Here is a 23,945-nt window from a genome sequence, read left to right as displayed (position 1 = left end):
TCGTTCCTTACGGCTGCGGCGTGCCGGGTCCGTTCGACCCGTCCGCTCCTGGCAACTGCTGCCTCAGCTGCTCCGGCGTGATCTTCTGCGTCGGCTCGGCTTCGTCGAACCCGGACTGCGCCTGCCGAGGCGGCCGGCCGGGGCGAAGGACCTCAGTCGGCTCGGCCTCGCCCAAGGCCGGTCCCGGCTGGGACTCCGGGGACGGCGCCGCGGTTCCCTGCGGCTGCTGACCGAACGGCTGGGACGGCTGGGTTTGCTGGGCCTGCTGGCCGAACGGAGAAGGCTGCTGCTGCGCGCCGAACGGCTGCTGCGGCTGCTGACCGAACGGCGACGGTTGCGCGGGGAACGACGGCGAAGAAGGCGGTGGCGCGGGGAATCCCCGATTCTGGCCGAACGGTGCCGCCGCGGGCGCGGCGGCGTCGCCCGGGACGACGACGGTGCTGAGGATCTTGTCGGCGAACGTCTGCTTCTTCTCGTCCCACAGCGGCCAGAGGTAACCGAGGCCGCAGATCCAGCCGTCGAGGTTGTGGCACAGGTCCCGGACGAAGGCCATCAGCGGTCCGATCGGCTGCCCGTCGCTCTCGCGGACGAGTTTGATCTTCAAGATCTTCTTGCCGAGCGACTGGCCGGTGGTCCCCATCCGGATCCACCGGTTGTAGACGGTCCAGCCGAATCCCGCGAGATAACCGAGGCCGGCGATGAACAGGCCGAGCGTGTCCGGCCCCACCGCCGAAATGATCCCGCCGATGACCGGGAGCACGACGATCGGACCGAAGTCGATGAGGGTCGCGCCCGCGCGCAGGCCCCAGTGGGCGTAGTCGGTCCGCGGGCCGAACTGGGCGGCCTGGTCGAACGGAGACTGGGGCTGCTGGCCGAACGGCGAAGACTGCGGGGGTTGCTGCCCGAACGGCTGCTGCTGCGCGCCGAACGGCTGCCCCGGTTGCTGCGGCTGCTGCCCGAAAGGCGAAGACTGGTCACCCTGGGGAGCCTGTTGACCGAACGGCGAAAGCTGTTCACCCTGTGAAATCTGCTGAGGCTGCTGCCCGAACGGCGAGGGCTGTTCTCCCGACGGCGACTGTCCGAACGGCTGCTGCGACTGCGATGACTGCTGCCCCTGCCCCGGCGGGGGCCCGGACCCGGGCGGCGGCTGCTGTCCCGGCGGCTGCTGGCCGTAGGGAGTGGTCATCGAAATCCCCTCGCTGGTTCCTCGCCCCTGGCGCACGGGACCTCGTGCGCGACCCGGGCTGAATGTACGGCATGGGTACACGCCGAACAGACCGGTGCGCGGGAGCGTACTCGGTACCACCGACGATCCGGGCCTCGGCCCGGCACTCAGACGTAGAGCGAGGTGAACGGGGCGAAGGGCAGGTTACGGATGATGAACCAGACGACGAACACGACGCCGAACGCGAGCGGTGTCCAGCGCCAGTGCAGCCAGCTGTTCACGGCCCGGCCGCGAAGTCTGCCCACCGCCCAGGCGACGGTGCTCCAGACGAGCAGCAGAACGACCACAAAGGACACGGCGTTGTAGTGCAGCGCGGCGGGGATGTCCCCGTGCAGCGCGCTGTAGACCATGCGCATGCCACCGCAGCCGGGGCAGGCGATGCCCAGCAGTGACTTGGTGGGGCAGACCGGAAGCGGTCCGCCGGGAGTGGTGGGATCGCCCAGCCAGAGGACGACGCAGCCGAGCCCGGCGCCGGCAGCGATGGCCAGGGGTGGCCCCAGCGCGCGGGCCCGTGCTGTGAACCCGCGCGCCGGGAATCCCGTGTAGACGGACGTCGTCACGGCGTGAAGCTTCCCGCCGACGCGCCGATGATGACCATCACCACGATGAAGATGATGTACAGCAGGAAAAGACCGCCGGTGGCGATCGCTCCCCACATTGACCACTTCTTCGCGTCGTCGGCGGCCTTCTGGGCTTCGGCCTGGAAACCCTGTGACCACAACGTCTGCACCTGGCTCGACTTCACGATCGCCACGATACCCAGCGGCAAGCAGCACAACACCGTGCAGAGAATGGCCCACACCAGGTTGTTGTCCGGCGGCGGGCCGTAGTTCGGTATGCCGCCGTAATACGGCTGCTGCGGCGGAGGCCCGCCCGGGGGCGGGTAGTTCGGGTACTGGTCGGTCATGAGGTCTCCCCCTCGATCGCCTCGATCAGCGGTAGTTGTTCATGTCGGCCGAGAAGACACCCAGCGCGACGACGAGAACAACGTAGAGGATGGCGATCACGACACCGACGATGGCGGCGATGATCGACCACTTCTTGGCGGCGTCGGCCGCTTCCTGCGCCGCGGCGGGCTGGCCCTGCGCCCAGAGGGTGTTCACCTGGTTCGCCTTGACGATGGCGACGATGCCGAAGGGCAGGCAGCACAGGATCGTGGTGAGGATGGCCCACACGAGGTTGTTGTTGGGCGGCGGGCCGGGGTTGTTGAAGCCTCCACCGCCCTGAGGGTCGCCGGAGTAGTTGGGCAGGCCCTGGTTGTCGGTCATTTACCGCTTTCCCTTCACGAAATGAGATGTAGAACTACGACCCGGGCGCGCCGCCCGATCAGCGATCACCGGAGTCAAGGGTTGAGACTCTAAGGTCACCCATCCGGTTCCACATCATCAACCGGTCTCCGCGACCGAATCGAGACCTTCCGTTCAGTCAGAAGCCCAGCCGGCGCAACTGACGGGGGTCGCGCTGCCACTCTTTGGCGACCTTGATGTGCAGGTCGAGGTAGACCTTCGTGCCGAGGAGCCCCTCGATCTGCTGCCGCGCGCGGGCGCCGACGTCCTTGAGCCGCTCACCCTTGTGCCCGAGGATGATGCCCTTCTGGCTCGGTCGTTCCACATAGAGGAACGCGTGCACGTCGATCATGTCGTCCCTGCCCTCGTGCGGCAGCATTTCCTCGACGGTGACGGCGATCGAATGCGGAAGCTCGTCCCGGACACCCTCCAGGGCGGCCTCGCGGATCAGCTCGGCGACCAGGGTCTGCTCGGGTTCGTCGGTGAGTTCGCCGCCCGGATACAGCTGCGGGCCTTCGGGAAGGTGCCGCACCAGCAGATCCGCGAGCGCGCCGACCTGGAAACCGTCCACAGCGGACACCGGGATGAGTTCGGCGAACTCCATGACCTCCTGCAGGGCGAGCAACTGCTCGGCGACCTGTTCGGGTTTCACGAGATCCGTCTTGGTGACGATGCCGACGACCGGCGTGCGCTTGGCGATCTTCTTCAGTTCCGCGGCGATGTACCGGTCACCGGGACCGACTTTCTCGTTGGCGGGCACGCAAAGCCCGACAACGTCCACTTCGGACCAGGTCGAGTGGACGATGTCGTTGAGCCGCTCGCCGAGCAGTGTCCTCGGCCGGTGCAGCCCCGGCGTGTCGATGATCACCAGCTGGGCGTCGTCGCGGTGGACGATGCCGCGGATGGCGTGCCTGGTGGTCTGCGGTTTGCTGGAGGTGATCGCCACCTTGCTGCCGACGAGCGCGTTGGTCAGCGTGGATTTGCCCGCGTTGGGCCGCCCGACGAAGCAGGCGAAACCGGAACGGTGCGGCTCGGCCATCAGTTCAGCACCTTGCCACTGGGATCCGCGAGATAGACCGGGGCCTTCTCGGCGAGGTCGCGCACCGCCTGCACGGACGCCTCCTTGAGCAGTCCTTCGGCGGTGACCACGACGGCGGCCTCGATTCCTTCGGCTCCGCTCGAAACGGCGGCGGCGACGGCGGCCTGCAGCGCGGTGAGTTTGAACGACGGCTGGTCGACCGTGCTCGCCGCGTAGGTGCGGCCGTCGGTGTCGCGGAGCGCGGCGCCCTCGGCGGCCTGGGTGCGGGCTCGCGCGGACCTGGCCAGGGTCACCAGCTTCTGATCCTCGGCGTCCAGCTCAGGCATGTTCGACACTCCTGTCACTTTCATCGGGCTGCGGGACCCGGGTGCGGCGCCTGCCCTGGGCTGCGTCGGTGACCGCGTCCGCGTCGGCGGGGTGGACGACCACCGTGGTGATCCGCATCCGCCCGCGCCGGTCCTTACCACCTTCGGCGAACAGCCGAAGTCCGGCGACCTCGGCTTCGGCCCCCGGCAGCGGGACCCTACCCAGTCGCTCGGCGAGCAGTCCGCCCACGGTCTCCACGTCGTGGTCTTCGAGATCGATCCCGAACAGTTCGCCCAGGTCGTCGATCGAGAGCCGGGACGAGACGCGGACCGCGCCGTTTTCGAGTTCTTCGACCTCGGGGCGCTCGTCGGTGTCGGATTCGTCGGTGATCTCGCCGACGATCTCCTCGAGGACGTCCTCGATGGTGAGCAGGCCGGCGGTGCCGCCGTACTCGTCGACCGCGATCGCCATGTGGTTGTGCGAGACCTGCATCTCCTTGAGCAGATCGTCGAGCCGCTTCGAGTCCGGCACGAAGCTCGCCGGGTTCATCAGCTCTTCGACCCGGCGCTGCGAACCGCCCTCGGCCATGTACGCGGGCATGAGGTCCTTGATGTTGACCACGCCCACGACGTCGTCGACGGAGTCGCCGATCACCGGCAGCCTGGTGAATCCGGTGCGCAGGGCCAGCGCGAGCGCCTGGCGCACGGTCTTGTCGTGCTCGATCCAGACGATCTCCGTCCGCGGCACCATGACCTCGCGCGCGACGGTGTCGCCGAGTTCGAACACCGAGTGGATCATCTCGCGTTCGGATTCCTCGACGACGCCGCGTTCCTGAGCGAGGTCGACCAGCTCACGCAGCTCGACTTCGGAGGTGAACGGGCCTTCGCGGAAGCCGCGGCCTGGGGTGATGGCGTTACCGAGGACGATCAACAGCCTGCTGAGCGGGCCGAGGATCGAGCCGAGGACGCGGACGGGGCCCGCGACGACGAGACCGATCCGGTACGGGTGCTGGCGCCCGAGGGTGCGCGGGCCGACCCCGATGAGCACGTAACTCACCACGACCATCACGCCGGCGGCCACGACGATGGCGAGCCACAGCGGCCGGATCCAGCGGAGGACGTCGACGGTGACCAGCACCGTGGCGGTCAGTTCGCAGGTCATCCGCAGCAGCAGGATCAGGTTGATGTGACGGCGGCGTTCGGCGATGACCAGCGAGAGCTGACGCGCGCCGGGGCGGCCAAGCCGGACGAGACCGTCGGCGCGGGCCTTGGAGACCGTGCTGACCGCCGCGTCGGCGGCCGCGAACACCCCGGCGAGCAGGATCAGCGCGACGGCGATGACCAGCAGGGCCGTGGGACTAGCCATTTCGGCGCCGCCTAGGCCGGGGGTTCGTCGGCGGGCACCGTGTCGAGACCGGCGGTGCCGAGGAGCCTGTCGTCCGCGGAACGCTGCGCGTCGCGCCTGTTCACCGCGGCCACGGCGGCCTGGAACTCGCCGAGGATCCGCTTCTGCAGACCGAACATCTCGCGTTCCTCGGCGGGTTCGGCGTGGTCGTAGCCGAGCAGGTGCAGCACGCCGTGCGTGGTGAGCAGGTGCAGCTCGTCCACCAGCGAATGGCCTGCCGTCTTGGCCTGGTCCTTCGCGAACGCCGGGCACAGCACGATGTCACCGAGCAGCGCGGGTGAGGCGTCGGGCGCGTCGGGACGGCGCGACGAGTCGAGCTCGTCCATCGGGAAGGCCATCACGTCGGTGGGACCGGGCAGGTCCATCCACCGCTCGTGCAGGTCTTCCATCACCTCGAGGGTGACGAGCAGGATGGACAGCTCGGCGAGCGGGCTGACCTCCATCTTGTCGAGCGCGAAGCGGGCGGCCGACACGATGGAGGTCTCGTCGACGTTCACGCCCGATTCGTTGGCGATCTCGATGCTCATTCTTCATCCTCGATGCTGCGCGCGACCGCTGATCCGTGGACAGACCTCCGGCCTGCCTCCGCATTGGCGGGGCCTTCGGCCGAAAACGCGCGCGTTTTGGTCAATTCGGGCGACGGGTCCTCGGTCCTCAACGCCGCTGACCTTTCCAGCCGTTGCCCTTGTCCTGGCTCTCCTGCAGGGCTTGCCACTTCTCGTACGCGTCGACGATGTCGCCGACGAGCTTGTGCCGCACCACGTCCTGACTGGTGAGCTGGGCGAAGTGGAGGTCCTCCACACCGTCGAGGATGTCCTTGACCACCCGCAGGCCGCTCTTCTGGCCGTTGGGGAGGTCGACCTGGGTGACGTCACCGGTGACGACGATCTTGGCGCCGAACCCGAGCCGGGTGAGGAACATCTTCATCTGTTCCGGCGTGGTGTTCTGCGCTTCGTCGAGGATGATGAAGGCGTCGTTGAGGGTGCGGCCGCGCATGTACGCGAGCGGCGCGATCTCGATGGTGCCCGCCTGCATCAGCCGCGGGATCGACTCGGGCTCGACCATGTCGTGCAGCGCGTCGTAGAGCGGGCGCAGGTACGGGTCGATCTTCTCGTTGAGCGTGCCCGGCAGGTAGCCGAGGCGCTCGCCCGCTTCGACCGCCGGACGGGTCAGCACGATGCGGGTGACCTGCTTGGCCTGGAGCGCCTGGACGGCCTTCGCCATGGCGAGGTACGTCTTGCCGGTACCCGCCGGGCCGATGCCGAACACGATGGTGTGCTTGTCGATGGCGTCGACGTAGCGCTTCTGGTTGAGCGTCTTGGGCCGGATCGTCTTGCCGCGCCGGGAGATGATGTTCATGCTCAGCACTTCGGCCGGTGACTCGTGGTCACCGGTGGAGAGCATGCCGACGGTGCGGCGGACGGTGGCGGGGTCGACCTGCTGGCCGCGACCGGCGAGCGTCACGAGTTCGGCGAAGACACGTTCGGCGAAGGCGACGTCGGCGGGGGCGCCGGTCAGGGTGACCTCGTTGCCCCGGACGTGGACGTCGGCGGCGAGGAGTTCTTCGGCGACGCGGAGGTTTTCGTCCCTCGAGCCGAGCAGGCTGAGCGCGGCGGCGTCGGGGATGGGGAATCGGGACTGAGCCGCTTCGATGACAGCGGCCTCGTCGGCCTTCGTCGGGGTGACGTCCACGGGAACGTCGGGTCGGGCGGCTTCACCCGGTACGGTTCCGGCCACGTGGCCTCGGGCCTACTTCCTGCGCTTACGCTGCGATTTTCAACGACAGTGACAAGGTCGATGTTACTGGTTGCGGGTGGCGGCACGCAGTCCGGTTTCCGCAGGCCGCGCGCTTCAGCGTCCGAAATGCCCCAGCTGCTCGCCGCCGAGCACGTGCGCGTGCACGTGGAAGACGGTCTGCCCGGCGTCACCGTCGGTGTTGAACACCACCCGGTACCCGGATTTGGCGATCCCCTCGAGCTCCGCGACCTTCTTGGCGGTGGCGGTCACGTCGGCGAGGAGCCGCGGGTCCGCGGCGGCCAGTTCGGCGATGTTCCGGTACCGCTTCTTCGGCACCACGAGCACGTGGACCCGCGCCTGTGGCGCTATGTCCCGGAACGCATAGGTCGTCTCGTCCTCGTACACCTTGTCGGACGGGATCTCGCCCGCGATGATCCGCTCGAACAACGTCTCCGCGTCACTCATTCCCCCACCCTAACGTCGCGGTCGGTCTCGCTGGTGATGTGCTCGAACACACCGGCGCGGACGCGGGTACGCACTCCCTCGGCCCACGGTTCGTCGAGCTCGGCGACAAGCATCTACCCGCACGAGGTGCTTCCCTCCCCACCAGGCAAGGACCGCCAGGCCCAACACCGACCCCGCCTCCCTCACCAGGCAAGGACCGCCAGGCCCAACGCCGACCCAGCCTCCCTCCCCACCAGGCAAGGGCCGCCAGGCCCAACGCCAACCCCACTCCCCTCCCCACCAGGCAAGGGCCGCCAGGCCCAACGCCAACCCACCCGCCAACCGCCGCCGGACGCACCGTGGGGGGTCCGGGGGGCTCGGCCCCCCGGGCAGACACGCGGAACCGCGCCGCGGCGCGAAATTTGGGACGCAGCAAGGAGCGAAGCGAACTTGCGAAGCCCCCAAATGAAGACGCCGCGGCGCGGTGGAGCCTGGGGGTCGCTCCACCGCCGCCGCGGCTCCGCCGGACCGAGGGGGGAGGTGCCCGGCGGGGATTCACGCGCGCGACTGGGCTTCATCCCCAGTGGCGCGCCGAAACCGTGTGTTGCGCGTCAGTTAACGAGAGTAACGGCTGTTTGCGTGATCGCGCCATAACTCGCCGCAAAATAGTGGGGTGTTTTTTCACTTCCAGCGGTCGGTGAGAACTCCTAGCGCGCCGAGGGCGACGGCGGCGGCGGTGGAGGTGCGCAAAACGGTGGGGCCCAACCGGATGGCGGTGGCGCCGGCGTCGGTGAGGGTGGTGAGTTCTTCGTCGGTGATGCCGCCTTCGGGGCCGACGATGAGGAGGATGTCACCCTGTGGCGGGAGTTCGATCTCGGTCAGCCGGGTGGTGATGCCGGATTCGAGGACGAGTGCGCGGGAAACGGTCTGGGTGAGTTCGGCGAGTTCTCGGGTGGTGGCGGGTTCGGCGACTTCGGGGACGTGGGCGCGGCGGGCTTGTTTGGCGGCGGCGCGGGCGGTGGTGCGCCAGCGGGTGAGGGCTTTGCCGCCGCGGGTTCCTTCTTCCCAGCGGGCGACGCTGCGGGCGGCGCGCCAGGGGACGATGGCGTCGGCGCCGGCTTCGGTGGCGAGTTCGACGGCGAGTTCGCCGCGGTCTCCTTTGGCGAGTGCTTGGGCGACGATGACGCGCAGTGCGGGTGGTTCCTCGGTCCAGTGTTCTTCGATGGCGAGGGTGAGTGCCGCGTCTCTGCCCGCTTGGACGGCTTCGACGACACAGCGCGCCATGCCGCCTTCGCCGTCGGAAAGCACGAGATGTTCGCCGACGCGCAGTCGCCGGACGGTGGCGGCGTGCCGGGCTTCCTCGCCGTCGAGTGTGGTGCGCCCGGAGCCGGGCAGCGCGGCGGTGAGGAAGACCGGCAGTGTCGTCTCGGGCACGGGTTACCGGTGGTTCTTGGTGCGCAGCTTGGAGAACAGCCCGCCGGGCTTGGAGCCGTTCGAGGAGAGCGAAGGTACGTCTTCGCCGCGCTGCTGGGCGAGTTCGACGAGGAGTTCGCGCTGGGCGTCGTCGAGTTTGGTCGGCACGACGACGTCGATGTGGACGTGCAGGTCCCCGCGGCCGTCGACGCGGCCGGAGGACCGCAGCCGCGGCATGCCCTTGCCGGTGAGCACGAGTTCGGTGGCGGGCTGGGTGCCCGGCTCGATGTCGAGTTCGTAGTCGCCGTCGACGAGGGTCTCGATGGGCACCGTGGCGCCGAGGGCGGCGGTGGTCATCGGGATGCGGAAGTTGCAGTGCAGGTCGTTGCCCTGCCGGACGAAGACCTCGTGCGGTGCTTCGTCGATCTCGACGTACAGGTCGCCGGCCGGGCCGCCGCCGGGGCCGACCTCACCCTGGCCGGAGAGCCGGATGCGCATGCCGTCGCCGACGCCCGGCGGGATTTTCGCGGTGACGTTGCGGCGCGAGCGGACACGGCCGTCGCCGCCGCATTGGCGGCAGGGGTCGGGGATGACCTCGCCGAAGCCGCGGCAGACCGGGCAGGGGCGGGCGGTGACGACCTGGCCGAGGAACGACCGCTGCACGGACTGGACCTCGCCGGCGCCGCCACAGGTGTCGCAGGTCTTGGTGCCGGTGCCGTCGGCCGCGCCGGCGCCGCGGCACAGGTCGCAGAGGATGGCGGTGTCGACGGCGATCTCGCGGTCGACACCGGTGGCGCAGTCCTCGAGGGTCAGGCCGAGGCGGATGAGCGCGTCGGAACCGGGCTGCACGCGGCTGCGCGGGCCACGTCCGCGGCCGCCGCCACCTCCGGCGGCGCCGAAGAAGGCGTCCATGATGTCGCCGAGGCCGCCGAAGCCGGAGAACGGGTCTCCTCCGCCACCGCGCGCCCCGCCGTCCATCGGGTCGCCACCGAGGTCGACGATCTTGCGCTTCTGCGGATCCGACAGCACCTCGTACGCGGTGGTCACCTCGCCGAAGCGGTGCTGGGCGTCCTCCGACGGGTTGACGTCGGGGTGCAGTTCACGGGCCAGTTTGCGGTACGCGCGCTTGATGTCCTGATCCGTCGCGTTCTTCGCAACCCCGAGAATGCCGTAATAGTCCCTCGCCACCGTCTCCGCCTTCTCCTTCTGCTTTGACCTCACCGCCGCGTTCAGCGGCCGGCGAGGATCTGCCCCACGTAGTTCGCCACCGCGTGCACCGCGGCGATGGTGTTCGGGTAGTCCATTCTGGTGGGCCCGACGACGCCCATCCCGCCGAGCAGCAGGTCGTCCATGCCGTAGCCGATCGACACCACCGAGGTGCTGCGCATCTGCTCGTCCTCATTTTCCTCACCGATGCGCACGCTGATCGCACCGGGGTTGCGGGCGGCCGCGAGCAGCTTGAGCACGATGACCTGCTCCTCGAGCGCCTCCAGCACCTGCCGCAGCGATCCGGGGAAATCCGAGACGTTGCGGGTGAGGTTCGCCGTGCCGCCGAGCACGAGCCGCTCTTCGGGGTGCTCGACCAGCGATTCCACCAGCACGGTGCAGACGCGGGTGAGGTTGTCGCGCAGTTCGCCCGGCGACTTCTCGGGCAGTTCGGCGACCGCCGCCGCGGCCTCGGAGAGACGGCGGCCCGCCAGCGCGCCGTTGAGCACCGTGCGCAGCCTGCCGACGTTCTCCTCGGTGATGACGTCGCCGAGGTCGACGGTGCGCTGGTCGACGCGGCCGGAATCGGTGATCAGCACGAGCATCAGCCGGGCCGGGGTGAGCGGCACCACTTCGAGGTGCCGGACGGCGGAGTTGGTCATCATCGGGTACTGGATGACCGCGACCTGCCTGGTCAGCTGCGCGAGCAGCCGGACGGAGCGGCGCAGGACGTCGTCGACGTCGGTGCCGCTGTCGAGGAAGGCCGTGATGGCCCGGCGTTCGGCCGCGCTGAGGGGTTTGACCTCGGCGATCCGGTCGACGAAAAGCCGGTATCCCTTGTCGGTGGGGATGCGGCCCGCGCTGGTGTGGGGCTGTGTGATGTAGCCCTCTTCTTCCAGCGCCGCCATGTCGTTGCGCACGGTGGCGCTGGACACACCGAGATTGTGCCTGTCGACGATCGCCTTGGATCCGACGGGCTCCTGGTTGGACACGTAATCGGCGACGATCGCGCGCAGCACCTCGAAACGTCGCTCTTCCGCGTTGGCCACCTGCACCTCCCTCGGCTCGTCCTCACAACGAGTTTACGGAAGGCATAGTGCCCGAGGGGCCGAAGGACGCCTTCACCACCTTCGCCCGTGCTAGGAACGGTCCGTTCCTAGCGAATTTCGCAAGGAACGGACCGTTCATGGCACCGGCGGCGAGGCCACGAGCTCAGCTGTTGCGCGGGAACCCGAGGTTCACCCCACCCTGCGAAGGATCGGGCCAGCGCGAGGTGACGACCTTCGTCCGCGTGAAGAAGTGGAACCCTTCCGGCCCGTACGCGTGGCTGTCGCCGAACAGCGAGTCCTTCCAACCGCCGAACGAGTAGTAGCCGACCGGCACCGGGATGGGCACGTTCACGCCGACCATCCCGACCTCGACCTCGTTCTGGAACCGCCGCGCGGCCCGCCCGTCGTTGGTGAAGATCGCGGTGCCGTTGCCGTAGGCGTTGGCGTTGACCAGCTCCAGCGCCGCGTCGTAGCCCTCTGCCCGCGCGACCGCCAGCACCGGCCCGAAGATCTCGTCGGTGTAGATCGACATGTCCGGGGTGACCTGGTCGAACAGCGTCGGGCCGAGCCAGAAGCCGCCGTCCTCGCCGTCGACCTCGACGCCGCGGCCGTCGACGACGAGCCGAGCACCCGCTGCCACGCCCGCCTCTACATAGGATTCGACGCGTTCGTGGTGGGCGGCGGTGACGAGCGGCCCCATCTCCGAGGTGGGCCGCATGCCGTCGCCGACGCGGAGCCGCTCGATCCGCTCGGCGATCTTGACCACCAGTTCGTCGCCGACCGGGTCGACCGCGACCACGACCGACACCGCCATGCACCGCTCCCCCGCCGAACCGAAGCCCGCCGAGACGGCCGCGTCGGCGGCGAGGTCGAGGTCGGCGTCCGGAAGGACGATCATGTGATTCTTCGCACCGCCGAGCGCCTGAACGCGTTTTCCGTGCCTGGTCCCGGTTTCGTAGACGTACTTCGCGATCGGCGTGGACCCGACGAACGAGATCGCCTTGACGTCGCGGTGTTCCAGCAGCCCGTCGACGGCCACCTTGTCGCCGTGCAGGACGTTGAGGACGCCGTCGGGCAGGCCGGCCTCGGCGAACAGTTCCGCGATGAACACGGCCGCGGACGGGTCCTTCTCGCTCGGCTTGAGCACGACGGTGTTGCCGCAGGCGAGCGCGTTCGGCACGAACCACAGCGGGACCATCGCCGGAAAGTTGAACGGCGAGATCACGCCGACCACGCCCAGCGGCTGCGAGATCGAGTAGACGTCGACGCCGGTGGAGGCGTTCTCGCTGAATCCGCCCTTGAGCAGCTGCGCGGCACCGCAGGCGTACTCGACGTTCTCGATGGCGCGCGCGATCTCGCCCGCCGCGTCGGATTCGACCTTGCCGTGCTCGCCGGTGACGATCTTCGCCAGCTCGTGACGCCGCGCCGAAAGCAGCTCACGGAAGGCGAACAGCACCCGCGTCCGCCCGGCCAGCGACGTCCCGCGCCAGCCCGGCAGCGCCCGGGAGGCGGCCGCGACGGCGGCGTCGACGTCCTCCTGTGCGGCGAAGGCCACCTTCGCGCGCACCTGGCCGGTGGCCGGATCGAATACGTCACCGGATCGGTCGCTCACGCCTTCGCACGGTTTGCCGTCTATCCAATGGGTGATGCGGTCGGTCACGAGGTCCGCCTTCCTGGTCCGGATGCCTGCTCCCGGTCGAGTCTGGGTGCGCGCGCCACACCGACGCCATCGGCAACGTGTACGGACTCCCGGTCCCGGCCGTACAGTCTGTCTCTGCGTTCCGACCAGGTGGGAGGCCGATGTACCCGACCGTCGCCGAGGTGCTCGCGCTGCCGGTGCTGCGCCAGGGCAGGCCCCATGTGGTGGCGGGGGCGGCGGGGCTGGACGCGCCGGTCCGCTGGGCGCACGTCGCCGAGGTCGCGGACATCGCCCCGCTGCTGCGCGGCGGGGAACTCGTGCTCACCACCGGGGTCGCGCTGCCCGACGACGGCGGCGCGCTCGCCCGGTACGTCGCCGATCTGGCCGGTGTCGGAGTGGCCGGGATCGTGGTCGAACTGGTCCGGCATTGGAGCGACAAGCTGCCGTCCGCGCTGGTCGACGCCGCGGATCGCCACGGTGTCCCGCTGATCACCCTTTCGCGCGAGACCCGCTTCGTGTCGGTCACCGAGGCGGTGAACGGGCTGATCGTCGACGCCCAGGTCGACGAACTCCGCGCGGCGGAGCGCGTCCACGAGACCTTCACCGCGTTGACGGTCGCCGGCGCCGAACCCGGCGACATCCTGCGCGAGGTCGCGAGGCTCACCGAACACCCCGTCGTACTGGAGACGCTCGCGCACGAAGTCCTCGCCTACGACACCGCCGGGACCGACCCCGGTGAACTGCTGCCCGGCTGGCCGTCCCGGTCCCGGCCGGTGCAGGTCGGCGAGCGGACCGGCTACCACCCGGGCGCGGGCTGGCTGATCACCGTGGTCGGCGCGCGCGGGCACGACTGGGGACGGCTGGTCGTCGTCTGCGGGGATCCGCCGCCGCACCGGCACGTCGTGGTCGCCGAACGCGCCGCGTCCGCGCTCGCGGTCCACCGGCTGGTCGCCAAGGACACCGACAGCCTCGAACGCCAGGCGCACCGCGCGGTCCTGACCGAACTGCTGGCGAACCCGGTGCCGCCCGCCGAGCTGACCGCGCGGGCGTCCGCGCTGGGTGTCCCGCTGACCGGACGGCTGCTGGTCGGGGTCGCCGTGCGGCCCCGGATCACCGCGACCGCCAGGACCACGCAGTCGACACCGGTGCTGCTGCGGGAACTCGCCGAGGCGACCGCGCTCGCCGCCCGGCGCGCCAAGGTGTCCGCGCTGGTGGCCACCGACGACACGCTGGTGCGCGCGCTGATCGCGCTCTCGCCGGAGGCGGGGGTGGACGCGGTCCTGCGGCGGCTGGCCACCGACGTCCACGAGGCCCGCGCCGGCGCGCCCGCCGTGGTCGCGGTCGGCACCACGGGCAGCGGGCCCGCCGAAGCACGCCGGACGCTCGTCGAGGCCGCGCAGGTCGCCGCCGCGGCGCTCACCGAGAACGTCGAACGGCTGGTCCACCGGCTCGACGACGTCCGGTTGCGCGGACTGCTGCATCTGCTGGCCGGCGACGAACGGATCACCGCGTTCGCCGCGCGGGAACTCGGCCCGCTGCTGAACCGGGACGCCGCACAGGGCAGCAGACTCGTTCAGGCGTTGAGACATTACTGCGAGCACGGCGGCAACAAATCGGCCGCCGCGGCGGCCGCGCACACCTCCCGCACCGCTTACTACCAGCAGCTGGCCAGGATCGAGCAGGTACTCGGGGTGCGGCTCGAGGAACCGGAGTCGATGCTCTCCCTTTATGTCGCTTTACTCGCCCACGACAGCCGAGAAGCGGACGACCACACGTCCGAGTGAGCGAATCTCACCCAAGCGTGGAGCACAGTGACCGGGTCACGTCAGCCGATAGAGTAGATATGGCTTTCTTCGAACCGATCGGCGCGTGCGTACTCGCGTTGGCCTGTCTGGCCCCGGCGCAACCCGCCGAATCCATGTTCCAGCTGACCAGCCACGACACCAGGGGCCGGGTCGGCATGGTCTCGCTCACCTGCGAACCCACCGGGGGGTCACACCCGGGACGCGGCCGCGCCTGCGCCGAACTGTCCGAAGTGGACGGAGACTTCGACAGGCTGCGCCCGGAACCGCGGGCCTGCACGTTGGAATACGCGCCGGTGGACGTCTCCGCCGTCGGCAAGTGGCGCGGCAAACCGGTCACCTACCGCACCTCGTACGCCAACCGCTGTGTCGCCGACGCCGAATCGGCGGGCGTCTTCACCTTCTGACCCGTGACCCCAGGTAGGTCGACTCTGCCGTATCCCTGGGGCTGACCTTGTGTCGCGAAAGCCTCTTTGGGGACATCTGGTGTCTCGAAAGGGGCTTTCGCGACATGGCCCAGGTGGACTCGGCACCCGGCCTCCTCAGCCGACGGGCCGGTATTCGACCTCGAGGTGCGGCTCCGCGTCGTTGTTGTGGCGTGTCACCACGAACAGGTGGTCCTGGTCGGCCGACCAGGACAAGCCGCGAGGCTGGACGGTCTCACCGCTGTCGAGTGAGACGGTGTTGACCGGGGTCACGCCACCCACTTCGTATACCAGCACGTCATTGCCGTCCGTGGTCAGCGCACCCGCGGCCAGGTGCAGGTCGTCGGGCGACAGTGACACGGCGACCGGACGTGGCCGGGCGGCGTACGCGCCCCGCCGGGCCAGATCCGCGGAAGCGAACGCCTCCACCCGGTCGCGTCCGCCCGCCGCGCTGTAGAGCGTGGCCCCGTCCGCGGTGATGTCGGTGTCATACAGTCCGGCGCCGACGACGTCACCCGTGGCACCGGTGCCGAGTTCCCCGCCGGACACGGTGTACACCTGCACCATGGACTGGCTCAGCGACAACTGTCCGGCGAGCAGCGGGCCATTCGCCACTCCCGAGGAGGTCAGCAACGGCGCGCGCTGATAGCGGACGTCTTTCTGGTGATCGCGGGAAACCGGCGTCGCCGCGGCCGGGTCCAGCTTGCCGATCTTGCCCGAGAAAGTGCCGTCGACGCAGCCGTAGCCGAACCAGATCAGGTCACCGGTCCTGGCCAGATGCGTCGGGCAGGTGCCCGCGCCGGTCGGATACCGGGCCGTCTCGGTCAGCGTCGCGGTGTCGATCACCGAGATCGCGTCCCCAGCGGACAGTGCGGCGTAGAGCTTGGTGCCGTCGGCGCTCAGCACGAGCCCGTCCGCCCCCAGCTGATTCGGAATCGTCCGGCGAACCCTGGCGGAGAAGTCCGCCACGACGATGCCATTGCCGGAGCCGCCGCCGGAAACGAACACCCGCTCGTGCGCGTCGTCCACGACGACGTCGCCGAACCCCGGCAACGGCAACTCCTGTCCCGCCGACGCCACCGGCGCCGCGACGGCGGAAACCGTCATCGCGACCACCGCACCCAACCCCGCCAACACACTTCGTCTCATCGCCCCTACCTTCCTCATCTGCCCTCGACGTACCCAGGCCCCGTCGAAAATGGTCTTTTCCCTGCGTCCTGTGAAGTCCATGAGCGTGCGCCACGATTCCCGGAGAAATCGCGCCGCTTACCGATTTCCAGCTATAGGCGTTCGAAACAATCGGAATCAACAGGGTCGGCCAAGGAGTGAACTCCCCGCCGCTTTCAGATCTTGCGATCCACCGGACGGAATTTCGTCGCCAGGCGTTCGCCGTAGGTCCCTTCCTCGGAATCCCACACCGCGTTGAATCGCAGCGCCGAGAGACCGGTACCGGCGACCTCGTCGACCAACGCATCGGTGAAGAGCAGTGACCCTCCAGGCTGTTGCGACACCTTGAAGACCCCGAGGCCCTCGACCACGTCCGACCGGAACACGTACGAGCGGATCTTGTGCAGTCTCCCGCTACTACGGAGATAGTTGAGTTCCGACTTGTCCTCGTCCAGCGCGTCCACGACGGTCAAGCAGTTGAAGACCGCCACCCGCATACCCTCACACTCCAGGGCCAGCAGCTCCCCATACGGCTCCAGTAACGGACCCACCTTGTCGATGGCCTCATCCCGCAGGGCCAGCTGATCCTGCCCACGCCAGGGAAAAGAGGTGTACTCGTCGGTGGGCTCCCCACCCCGCTCTCCGTCATTCGTGATCAGTTCCATCTTCACCGGCACCCAGGAAGACCCCCGTGACGTCCCGTCGAACCGCAAGCGCTCGAAATCATCGGAATCAGCCGGGTTGATCCAATGAAACCCACCAGGAGAATCTATCTGGTACACCCGCACGGTCATTCACCCTTCTTCGGGAAGTAACGGCCGGAATTCAGCGCGTCCTTGATACCCGACAGGATATCGAACACGTCTTCTTTGCGTGCGCCAGCGAGCTCGTCGGTGATGTAGCGATAGTAGCTCTCCCGGAACGTCTGGTTGTGTGGTGTCCGTGACGAACCCAAGGCTGTCGCCGCCTTCGCGTTGTGCGGCAGGTTGATCCCGTTCGCGGCATCGTTGATACCGATGCCGGCGTCGTCGAGTGCCTTACGAGCCGACGCGGCCTTCGGTGAACCGTGCGGGACGATGTGGTGCGATTGCTCGCCGGTCCGGCGGGCGGGTTCGCCGGCGTTCTGCATCGCCCGGTTGAGCTTGCAGCTCTCGCCCGCGTTGTGGACCAGCAGTTCCTCGCCGCCGGCCGTGACGTAGTAGGTGTGCACATCCTCGACAGTGAGGTTGTGGACCTTCTGCGCCTGCGTCCACGCCCGAGTCGCGATGACGCTGAGTCGCGTCCCGTCGTCGGTGCGCACCTGGTCACCGGGGCGCAGATCCTTGGCGTTGACCCAACGGCCCTGCTGGTCGGCCCAGAACGGGTGTTCGCCCGTGGCGACCACGACGCCGGTCGGACCGGCGCGGTCTCCGCCATCGGTGTCGACGGTGACCTCGACAAGGTTCTTGCTGCCCTCGCCGACGATGACCGCGGTGACCGGCCGGGCGACGGTGTCACCGGTTTCCGGATCCGTGGCCAGCACCGGTTCGCCTTCACGGACGTCCTCGATGGGCTTGTGGCTGCCGTCGGCCATCACCACCGTGGTGCCCGGCACGAAGCTGTTGCAGCCCGCGCCCTTCGACGCTCCGCCGCCGGTCCCCTTCGAGGCGCTGGTGCCGCCCGCGTTGGCGGCTTGGCCGCCGCCCGAGCCGCTGCCCGAGGGCTTCTTGCCGCTGGACGCGGTGCCGCCCGCCTTCCCACCGCCGCCGCCGGAGCTTCCGGCCTTGGGGGCAGGTTTGGGGGCAGGTGCGGTCTTGGCGCCGTTGGCACCGGCGTCGGCGGACTTGCTCGCGGTCTTGGCGGCGGTTTGCCCTGCGTCGGCGGCCTTGGCCCCGCCTTGCGCGGCTTCGGCTCCCTTGACCGCGTATTTGCCCGCCTTGACCGCGGTGGCGCCCCAGCCGGCGAACGGGATCGCCGCGGCCGCGGACAGCGCCGCGTTGGCCCAGTCGCCCTCGGCCGCGTACCAGGCCGCGTTGGCCAGATCCGCCGCCTCGCCGACCACGGGGATCACCCCGGCGACGTCGAGCGCGGCGTGCCCGATCTCCTTGGCGTTGTCACCCACCCAGTCCACCGCGTCGTCGAACCAGCCGTGCCCGTCGATCTCCACCTGCGACAGGGGGTTCCCCGCGCCGAAGGTGTAGCGGTTGTTCGTCCACGGATCGGTGGTCATGCCGAGATCCGCGAGCGCCCCGTTGTACAGATCCAGGGTCAGGAACCGGTTCAGGCCAGGGGAATAGTCCCGGAAACCCATGTCGTAGGTCCCGGTGGACTTGTCGTGCCGGGCGGTGTTGAACCGGTAGGAGTTCTCTTCGGCCTTGTCCGGGTTCGCCGGGTCGGGCTTGTCCTCACCGGTGAACTGTTTCTCGTCGTCCTTGCCGTAGGCGGTGTAGCCGTAGGTGGACTTGGTGTTGCCTTCCGCGTCGGTGACCTGCTCGACGTCGGAGTGCGGGTTGAACCCGTAGACCGCGTCCTCTTCGGTCCCGTCGTCCTTGAACTTGATCTGCGCCAGCAACTCGCCGTCGGCACCGTACTGGTACGCCTTGCGGAGCTTGCCGTTCTCGTCCTCGGTCAGCACCTGGTCGGACAGGCCGAGATGGTGGTAGGCGGTGGTCTTGTCATCCACCTTCTTCGTCTGCTGCCGGTCGAGCGGGTCGTAGGTGTAGGTGGTGGTCTTCGGGCCGCGGCCGTCGTCCTTGACGTGTTCGATCTTGCGGTCGAAGCCGTCGTAGGTGTACTTCTCCAGTTCCTTGCCCGACTGGGTGACCCGGTTCAGCTTGCCGAAGGCGTCATAGTCGTAAACCGCCTTCTGCCCGTCCGTGGTCGTCGACAGCAGCCTGTTCCGGTCGTAATCGAACGACGTCTTCTTGCCCGAGATCTCCTGCTCCCAGACATTGCCGTTGTCGTCGTGTTTGTAGCTTTCCTTGCGTTCCCCGTCGGTGCCCTTCTTCGTGACCTCACGCACCCGGTCCCGCGGGTCGTACACATAGGACGCGTCGGTGTCGATCGTCGCGCCGTGATCATCGGCGTTCTGGTTGCGGCCGTTGTCCTTGATCCGGTTGGAATTGGAGTCGTACTCCAGGTTGTGCTCGGTGACCACCGGACCGTTGTTCTTCTTGCGCTCGACCTGAGACCGCAGCAGGCCGTCGAGGTAGTAGCCGTACTTGACGACGTTGCCGTTGCTCTTCACCTGCTGGTCGACGTGACCGCGTTTGGTGTAGCCGAACGTGTTGACCTTGCCGGCGTCGCCGTCGTTCCGCTTGTTCGTGATCTTTTCGACCTGGTCGAGCGGGTTGTAGTCGTACAGCGAGGTCCGGCTGTCGAACTTCGCCGACTTGAGGTTGTCGTTCTCGTCGTAGGTGTAGGCGGTGCTGTGCTCGACCTTGCCGTCGTTCAGTTCTTCGACGAGGTCGGCCAGGTTCATCTCGTCGTACCGGACGCGGTAGGTGTCGACCGGGGTCTCCGCCGAGGAGTCGGTCAGCTCGATCAGGTTGTCGTTGACGTCGTAGCGGTGACCGAAGGTCTTCTTCTCCGCGTCGACGTCGGCGCTGTTGTCCCGCACCAGCTGGACGGCGTCGGCGGCGACCGAGCCACTCGCCTTGCCGGACAGCGTCACGTTACGCATCTGTCCCGCCGACATCGGGTATTTGCCGAGTCTGACCCACTCACCGGCCCTGGTGGTCTGATCCACTTTGCTGGCGGTCGCGCCCTTGTCGTGCTCGACGGTGTACGTGGCGTCGGTGGCGGTGGCTCGCGGATACCGCACCAGGACCTCATAGGTGCCGTCGGCGGGCACCGAGGCCTTCCAAGTGAACGCCGAATCGGCGTCGCGGCCGTCGACGGCACGGTACTGGGCGCCTTGGAAACCCTTGTCCGATTCGGCCGTCGCCCAGTTACCGGTGATCTGGGTGCGGTCGGGATTGGCGTTGTCGACCACGACCACGGCGCGGCCGACCGGGACACCTTCGTCGGAACGGGTCTTCAGCTTGCCGTCCGGAAAGTAGTCCCAGGTCTGCACCCGGTTCGCGCCGCCACCGGCACTGGTCAGGGTCCGGTTGGACTGCTGGCCCGTCGGCGTGTAGTCGTAGGTGGTCTTGATGTCCCATTGGTCGGCCGATTCACGCAGCCAGCCGTTGTCGTAGTAGCTCAGCTTGGTGACGTTGCGGACCTGCTCGCCGTGCGATGGCGGCGCGGAGGTCTCCTTGACCTTGCCGACCTCGTCGTAGGTGGTGATCGTGCTGACCGGCTTGGCGTGTTCGGCGTCACCGGCCGCGTACGGCAGGATCTCCTCACGGGCCCGGTTCAACTCGTCGTAGACGGTCTCGGTGACGAAGTCGTTGGCCTCGCCGGGGGTGTCCACCCCACGTGGGTTGATCGTCCTGGTCAGGTTCCCGACCTGGTCGTACTCGTACCGGGTGGTGAAGTACCGCAGGCCGTTGTCGTTGCTGTGCGGGGACCGCACCTCGGTCTGCATGGCCCGTTCGTCGAGGGTGATGAGGGTCTTGTTGCCCTCTTCGTCGATGCTGGCCACGACGTTGCCGTCCCGGTCGTGCTCGGTCGTCACCGAGTTCCCGTTCGCGTCGAACGTCGCCTGCACCTGGTGGTTGAGATCGAACCGGTATTTCGTGGTGTAGTCGTTCGGATCGGGAGTCTTGTTCTTGCGGGCGTCGGTGTGGGTCACGAGGTTGCCCACGTCGTCGTAGGCCGCCGTGATCTGATTGCCCCGCACGTCAGTGGCCCGCACGATCTGATTCACCTCGTCGTAGACGAAGGTGTAGCTGAAGTCGCGCGGGTCGTTCGGCGTGAGCACACCCTTGGGCTCGGTCTGCTTGATCAGGTTCCCGGCGGCGTCGTAGCCGAAGGTGGTGATCTTCTCCGGCCCGTCAGGGGTGTCCTTCGGTGCGTGGACCGCGACCCGCCGGTCCATTTCGTCATAGGTGGTGCGGCTGACCGCGCCGTTGGCCGCCGTGCTGGTCACCACGTTGTCGTTGCGGTCGTAACGCGGGCCGGGGGTGATGATGTAGGAACCCGCCGCCTGGTCCTTCGGTTCCTTGGTGTCGAGCGGGCGTTTGAAGACGTCGTAGGTGTAGGTGCTGGTCTTGCCGCGCGCGTCGGTGATCGAGCCGACGTTGCCGATCTGGTCGTAGCGGTACAGGGTCGCGCAGCCCAGCGGGTCGGTGATGACCCGCGGATACCCGTTGGGGTCGTAGTCGCCGTAGACGGTCGTGTGACCGTTGGCGTCGGTCTGGTTGATCAGGTGACCGAAGCCGTCGTAGGAGTAGCGCGAGGTGTAGTCGCTCTCTTGCGGCGTGGCGTTGCCCTTCGGGTCGGTGACCGCGACCAGGTTGGCCTTGTCGTCGTAGACGAAGGTCCACTTGCGACCCTCGGGGGTGGTCTTGTCCGTCAGGTCGGCGACGTGACCGTCCAGGTCGGTGCGATAGCCGAGCCGGGTCGCCGGCCCGCCAGCCCGGTTGGCCTCGGCGTCCTTGATCTCCAGCGGATACCCGGTCTTCTGGTCATAGACCCAGCTCTGGGTGGCGCCGTTGTTCTCCACCAGCTTGATGACGTTGTTGTCCTCGTCCCAGTGCAGGTGGGTCGTCTCGTTCTTGGCGTTGGCGACCCGCTCTGGACGGCCGTAGCCGTCGAGCAGTGTCTTGCTGGTGTGCCCGTTGCCATCGACGAGCGAGGATTCGATCTTCGACCCCGCGCCGCCGTCGGGATCGGTGTAGTCGAACGCCATCGCGGCGGAGCGCCGGTCGGTGACCGTACGTACATTCCACCGGCGTTGCGTGTCGCCGGCTTCGGTGAAGTAGCCGATGCGGGTGCTGTGCCCGTTCGGATCCACGACGGAGGTCAGTTTGACGTTGTTTTCGTCGTAGAAGAAAGTGAACGGCTTCGCGTCGGGGGTTCCCGCGCCGTCGATGACCTCACCGAGGGCGCCGCGGTCGGTGTAGGTGAACGTCACGACCCGTCCGGAGACGTCGGTGACCGACTTGAGCTTGTCGATGATGAACAGGTTGTCCAGAGCGGTGCCGGTCAGCTTCTTGCCGCCGAGAATGTAGGAGAACGCGTCACCACGCTGGTAATAGTCCAGAGTGAGGGTACGGCGACCGGTGGCGTCGGTGACGTGTTTGAGCACCCCGGTGTTGCGGTTGCCCAGCAGCGCACGCTCGTAGGTGAACGACATCGTGTTGCCGTTCTTGTCCACAGTGGACGTATGATAGCCCTGGGAATCGAAGAAGAACCTGGTGCGCTCGGGCGTGGTGAACACCCAGCGGCGCTCGTCGGCGCCCCCGGGAAGGTACTGCAGATACAGATGCACACCCGCCGGGCTGTCGTAGGTCCATTTCGCCGAGTCCGAGGAATTGTTCTTGTTCAGCTCGAAGACGTGGCTGGTGCCGTCGCCGTCCACCAGGGTCACCGTGGTCGGCCAGCCGAGCAGACCGGGCAGCAGACCGCCGAATTCCAGCGGGGTGCCGAGCCGGTTCAACGTCGAGGAGGTGACCGACCAGCCACTGCCCGCATAGGAATCCGAGGTGTCTGCGCTGTTGCTGCTCAACCGTAGAAAACTGGCCAAACCACGACTGGGATTGGTCAGCACGTCGTAATTCCACACCGCGTTGCCCGAGAACTGGTTCACCGATACGGCGCCGCCCGCCCCGGTGGGCGCTCCGACGTAGGAATAGAACTGCTCCAGCCCGAGCTGGTCCGACGTCGGGCGCTCGACGCGGACCGGCTGGTTGAGAGTCGCCACCCCGGCCGTCTCGGAAAGCCACTTGCGCGTCGAGTTGTCGTAGACGTCCCAGCGCAGCACGAACTGCTCACGCTCGTTGCCGGTGTCGGCCAGTGTCGGCGCCTTGACCTTGGCGTCCAGCGCCACGGCGGCGCCGGGGGCGAGATCGGCGGGCAACGGGGTGTCGAGGCGATTGCCCGCGGTGGCGTCCTGGCCATTCGGCAGCTCCCACCGGTACGACAGCACATGTTTGCCTGCCACCAAAGGGAACTTGACCGTATTGGTCACGGTGACCCGCACCTGATATTCCTCACCGGGGATCATCCGCCGTGCCGTGTCCGGCGCCGAGTACGCCCCCGACGCGGCCTGCCCGGCCACCGGCCTGGTCAGTGGTGCCTGCGCCGAGGCGGTCTTCGTCTCCGGCGGAGCGGCTGTCTGCGGGCATCGCGGTGACGGAGGCGCGGCGATCCGCGCTGCCTGGCCGGGCGCCGCCGCGACGGCGGGCGCGGGCACCAAGGCCACTCCCGCGAACGCGATCGCCGCCACGGACAGCATCGAACCGAAACGGACTGGTCTCCCCATGATTCCCAGTTCCTTCCACCTTCGGAATTCGCGCGCGTTGAGCTACCACTCGTTAGCCGACGCGAAAACGGCGACGCGAATTAATGAAGTGTTTCCCCAGTTGGCGTTCCGCCGCGTCTTGACGAGCGCCCCCAGCCCCGGCGTGCTCACCGAGAGCACGCCGACAGTCAAGCACTAAGAGACGGAAGCCGGAATAGGCCAAACAGGTGTGAAGGAGAGCCGGTTAAGCCTGAAAACCGGCGGTATAAGATACCCGAGTACTAGACGGCGAATTGTTATCGAACCAACGAACTGGCGCGATAATCGTCGATTTCCGGTAGAATGATTGCGATTTTGATGGCCATCGAGCACGATTCCGCGGAAAGCGTCTCAGGGGTGACGACCGCCGGGCCTCCCCCTCGAAGACCCGGCGGTTACCGCGACCTTGTTCGCCCTCACCCCCACGAGGGCGA

Annotated in this window: 19 protein-coding genes; 2 read left to right on the top strand and 17 right to left on the bottom strand. The window is 68.0% G+C overall.

Annotated elements, in window-relative coordinates:
- Positions 1-7: 7 nt before the first annotated feature.
- The 14 genes from ACZ6DT_RS28535 to ACZ6DT_RS28470 all read right to left on the bottom strand — a co-directional run bounded on the left by ACZ6DT_RS28535 (position 8) and on the right by ACZ6DT_RS28470 (position 12,769).
- The gene (locus ACZ6DT_RS28535; RefSeq protein ID WP_465600855.1) at positions 8-1,186 is read right to left on the bottom strand and encodes an RDD family protein; all 1,179 of its coding nucleotides are present in this window, start codon (positions 1,184-1,186) and stop codon (positions 8-10) included.
- 146 nt (positions 1,187-1,332) lie between these two features.
- Positions 1,333-1,785: a DUF2752 domain-containing protein gene (locus ACZ6DT_RS28530; RefSeq protein ID WP_465600852.1), complete on the bottom strand. Its 453-nt coding sequence runs from the start codon at positions 1,783-1,785 to the stop codon at positions 1,333-1,335.
- Positions 1,782-2,132: a CD225/dispanin family protein gene (locus ACZ6DT_RS28525; RefSeq protein WP_465600850.1), complete on the bottom strand. Its 351-nt coding sequence runs from the start codon at positions 2,130-2,132 to the stop codon at positions 1,782-1,784. Before ACZ6DT_RS28525 ends, ACZ6DT_RS28530 begins: the two co-directional genes overlap by 4 nt.
- Before the next feature lie 25 nt (positions 2,133-2,157).
- A complete protein-coding gene (locus tag ACZ6DT_RS28520; protein ID WP_465600848.1) occupies positions 2,158-2,493 on the bottom strand; it encodes a CD225/dispanin family protein in 336 nt (111 codons plus the stop codon).
- Between the two features lie 157 nt (positions 2,494-2,650).
- Positions 2,651-3,550: a GTPase Era gene (gene era / locus ACZ6DT_RS28515; RefSeq protein WP_465600845.1), complete on the bottom strand. Its 900-nt coding sequence runs from the start codon at positions 3,548-3,550 to the stop codon at positions 2,651-2,653.
- Positions 3,550-3,876, bottom strand: coding sequence for a cytidine deaminase (locus ACZ6DT_RS28510; RefSeq protein ID WP_465600843.1), 327 nt, complete (start codon positions 3,874-3,876; stop codon positions 3,550-3,552). The genes era and ACZ6DT_RS28510 overlap by 1 nt, the downstream gene beginning before the upstream one ends.
- A complete protein-coding gene (locus tag ACZ6DT_RS28505) occupies positions 3,869-5,221 on the bottom strand; it encodes a hemolysin family protein (RefSeq protein WP_465600840.1) in 1,353 nt (450 codons plus the stop codon). Before ACZ6DT_RS28505 ends, ACZ6DT_RS28510 begins: the two co-directional genes overlap by 8 nt.
- A gap of 11 nt (positions 5,222-5,232) precedes the next feature.
- Positions 5,233-5,787, bottom strand: a complete 555-nt coding sequence (ybeY, locus tag ACZ6DT_RS28500) for an rRNA maturation RNase YbeY (RefSeq protein ID WP_465600837.1) — start codon at positions 5,785-5,787, stop codon at positions 5,233-5,235.
- 127 nt (positions 5,788-5,914) lie between these two features.
- Positions 5,915-6,997: a PhoH family protein gene (locus tag ACZ6DT_RS28495; protein ID WP_465600835.1), complete on the bottom strand. Its 1,083-nt coding sequence runs from the start codon at positions 6,995-6,997 to the stop codon at positions 5,915-5,917.
- Positions 6,998-7,111: 114 nt separating this feature from the next.
- Complete coding sequence (locus ACZ6DT_RS28490) at positions 7,112-7,462, bottom strand: histidine triad nucleotide-binding protein (RefSeq protein ID WP_465600833.1); 351 nt, start codon at positions 7,460-7,462, stop codon at positions 7,112-7,114.
- Between the two features lie 660 nt (positions 7,463-8,122).
- The gene (locus tag ACZ6DT_RS28485; RefSeq protein WP_465600830.1) at positions 8,123-8,875 is read right to left on the bottom strand and encodes a 16S rRNA (uracil(1498)-N(3))-methyltransferase; all 753 of its coding nucleotides are present in this window, start codon (positions 8,873-8,875) and stop codon (positions 8,123-8,125) included.
- A 3-nt stretch (positions 8,876-8,878) separates the two neighbouring features.
- Positions 8,879-10,042, bottom strand: coding sequence for a molecular chaperone DnaJ (gene dnaJ, locus ACZ6DT_RS28480; RefSeq protein ID WP_465601147.1), 1,164 nt, complete (start codon positions 10,040-10,042; stop codon positions 8,879-8,881).
- Positions 10,043-10,083: 41 nt separating this feature from the next.
- Positions 10,084-11,109, bottom strand: coding sequence for a heat-inducible transcriptional repressor HrcA (gene hrcA, locus ACZ6DT_RS28475; RefSeq protein ID WP_465600828.1), 1,026 nt, complete (start codon positions 11,107-11,109; stop codon positions 10,084-10,086).
- A gap of 163 nt (positions 11,110-11,272) precedes the next feature.
- The gene (locus ACZ6DT_RS28470) at positions 11,273-12,769 is read right to left on the bottom strand and encodes a CoA-acylating methylmalonate-semialdehyde dehydrogenase (RefSeq protein ID WP_465600826.1); all 1,497 of its coding nucleotides are present in this window, start codon (positions 12,767-12,769) and stop codon (positions 11,273-11,275) included.
- A gap of 140 nt (positions 12,770-12,909) precedes the next feature.
- On the opposite strand from ACZ6DT_RS28470, the gene ACZ6DT_RS28465 reads away from it, so the two are divergent.
- Positions 12,910-14,532, top strand: coding sequence for a PucR family transcriptional regulator (locus tag ACZ6DT_RS28465; protein ID WP_465600824.1), 1,623 nt, complete (start codon positions 12,910-12,912; stop codon positions 14,530-14,532).
- A 59-nt stretch (positions 14,533-14,591) separates the two neighbouring features.
- A complete protein-coding gene (locus ACZ6DT_RS28460) occupies positions 14,592-14,957 on the top strand; it encodes an SSI family serine proteinase inhibitor (protein ID WP_465600822.1) in 366 nt (121 codons plus the stop codon).
- A 135-nt stretch (positions 14,958-15,092) separates the two neighbouring features.
- Here ACZ6DT_RS28460 and ACZ6DT_RS28455 read toward each other — a convergent pair whose 3' ends face one another.
- The 3 genes from ACZ6DT_RS28455 to ACZ6DT_RS28445 form a co-directional block, all read right to left on the bottom strand.
- A complete protein-coding gene (locus ACZ6DT_RS28455) occupies positions 15,093-16,124 on the bottom strand; it encodes a YncE family protein (protein ID WP_465600819.1) in 1,032 nt (343 codons plus the stop codon).
- A gap of 194 nt (positions 16,125-16,318) precedes the next feature.
- A complete protein-coding gene (locus ACZ6DT_RS28450; RefSeq protein WP_465600817.1) occupies positions 16,319-16,807 on the bottom strand; it encodes an imm11 family protein in 489 nt (162 codons plus the stop codon).
- Between the two features lie 125 nt (positions 16,808-16,932).
- Positions 16,933-23,493, bottom strand: coding sequence for a golvesin C-terminal-like domain-containing protein (locus ACZ6DT_RS28445; protein ID WP_465600814.1), 6,561 nt, complete (start codon positions 23,491-23,493; stop codon positions 16,933-16,935).
- Positions 23,494-23,945 lie beyond the last annotated feature (452 nt).

It is taken from the genome of Amycolatopsis sp. NPDC041971 (assembly GCF_055588925.1).
Note: the sequence above shows the minus strand (reverse complement) of the source record. Positions and strands in the feature narration are given on the sequence as shown.

Bases quoted from the DNA above. Each gene is read 5' to 3' on its own strand.
- ACZ6DT_RS28535 (WP_465600855.1), bottom strand. From the start codon at position 1,186: ATGACCACTCCCTACGGCCAGCAGCCGCCGGGACAGCAGCCGCCGCCC.
- ACZ6DT_RS28525 (WP_465600850.1), bottom strand. From the start codon at position 2,132: ATGACCGACCAGTACCCGAACTACCCGCCCCCGGGCGGGCCTCCGCCG.
- ACZ6DT_RS28520 (WP_465600848.1), bottom strand. From the start codon at position 2,493: ATGACCGACAACCAGGGCCTGCCCAACTACTCCGGCGACCCTCAGGGC.
- era (WP_465600845.1), bottom strand. From the start codon at position 3,550: ATGGCCGAGCCGCACCGTTCCGGTTTCGCCTGCTTCGTCGGGCGGCCC.
- ACZ6DT_RS28510 (WP_465600843.1), bottom strand. From the start codon at position 3,876: ATGCCTGAGCTGGACGCCGAGGATCAGAAGCTGGTGACCCTGGCCAGG.
- ACZ6DT_RS28505 (WP_465600840.1), bottom strand. From the start codon at position 5,221: ATGGCTAGTCCCACGGCCCTGCTGGTCATCGCCGTCGCGCTGATCCTG.
- ybeY (WP_465600837.1), bottom strand. From the start codon at position 5,787: ATGAGCATCGAGATCGCCAACGAATCGGGCGTGAACGTCGACGAGACC.
- ACZ6DT_RS28490 (WP_465600833.1), bottom strand. From the start codon at position 7,462: ATGAGTGACGCGGAGACGTTGTTCGAGCGGATCATCGCGGGCGAGATC.
- ACZ6DT_RS28465 (WP_465600824.1), top strand. From the start codon at position 12,910: ATGTACCCGACCGTCGCCGAGGTGCTCGCGCTGCCGGTGCTGCGCCAG.
- ACZ6DT_RS28460 (WP_465600822.1), top strand. From the start codon at position 14,592: ATGGCTTTCTTCGAACCGATCGGCGCGTGCGTACTCGCGTTGGCCTGT.
- ACZ6DT_RS28455 (WP_465600819.1), bottom strand. From the start codon at position 16,124: ATGAGACGAAGTGTGTTGGCGGGGTTGGGTGCGGTGGTCGCGATGACG.
- ACZ6DT_RS28450 (WP_465600817.1), bottom strand. From the start codon at position 16,807: ATGGAACTGATCACGAATGACGGAGAGCGGGGTGGGGAGCCCACCGAC.
- ACZ6DT_RS28445 (WP_465600814.1), bottom strand. From the start codon at position 23,493: ATGGGGAGACCAGTCCGTTTCGGTTCGATGCTGTCCGTGGCGGCGATC.